Origin of the sequence: Staphylococcus sp. Y174-1 (genome assembly GCF_049897865.1) — a bacterium.
Lineage (GTDB): Bacteria > Bacillota > Bacilli > Staphylococcales > Staphylococcaceae > Staphylococcus > Staphylococcus saprophyticus.
The window spans coordinates 1-780 of sequence record NZ_JAFCXB010000022.1 but is presented as its reverse complement, the minus strand read 5'-3'; the positions used below and the strand labels follow the sequence as shown (position 1 = coordinate 780).

The window sequence follows — 780 nt, the reverse complement described above, 5'->3', positions numbered from 1 at the left end:
TAGTAGCCAACGGCTACAGTGATAACATCCTTGTTAAATTGTTTATATCTGAAATAGTTCATACAGAAGACTCCTTTTTGTTAAAATTATACTATAAATTCAACTTTGCAACAGAACCAGTTATAAGCTAGAAGACTCAACATCATTCTTACCTCGTTCACTTGAAAAAAATGACTATTCATTTGATCGAATTTGAAACCATTCTTGGCCTCCTTGATATAGTTCTCCATCGTCCCTCTTTTTTGATACGCACGGACGATATCTTTTGGAGAAAAGGCAACTTCTAAATTGGTCACAAAAAATGTTATGTGATATATTAATGGATGAAGTTTCTAATTTGAGGAGGAGATAGAAAAATGGTTAATGTAGCGCTATTGGTTCGACTTGAAGCAAAACCCGGAAAAGAAGAGGAAGTTGAAAGCTTCCTACGTGGGGCCCTACCTGTGGTTCAGGAGGAGTCAGAAACGATCGCATGGTTTGCGATCCGACTTGGACCTACGACATTCGGCATCTTTGACGCATTCCCGGACGACACAGGTCGTCAAGCACACCTTTCTGGTCAAGTGGCTGCGGCATTGACGGAGAAATCTCCTGAACTTTTCGCAGAGCCACCAGTGATTGAAAATATTGACGTCCTTGCTTCCAAGCTTCCTAAATAAAGTGGTTCTGTTGCAAAGTAAAAAATATAGCTAACCACTAATTTATCATGTCAGTGTTCGCTTAACTTGCTAGCATGATGCTAATTTCGTGGCATGGCGAAAATCCGTAGATCTGAAGAGA

1 protein-coding gene and 1 pseudogene are annotated in these 780 nt (G+C 40.0%); one reads left to right on the top strand and one right to left on the bottom strand.

From position 1 onward, the window contains the following. Positions 1-119 precede the first annotated feature (119 nt). Positions 120-305, bottom strand: a pseudogene (locus tag ACP7BT_RS13540) (transposase); the annotation flags it as partial. Between the two features lie 51 nt (positions 306-356). Here ACP7BT_RS13540 and ACP7BT_RS13535 point away from each other — a divergent pair. After that, positions 357-659, top strand: coding sequence for a putative quinol monooxygenase (locus ACP7BT_RS13535; protein WP_002484388.1), 303 nt, complete (start codon positions 357-359; stop codon positions 657-659). The last annotated feature ends 121 nt before the right edge of the window (positions 660-780 follow it).

Coding starts and splice junctions, on each gene's coding strand:
- ACP7BT_RS13535 (WP_002484388.1), top strand. CDS start 357: ATGGTTAATGTAGCGCTATTGGTTCGACTTGAAGCAAAACCCGGAAAA.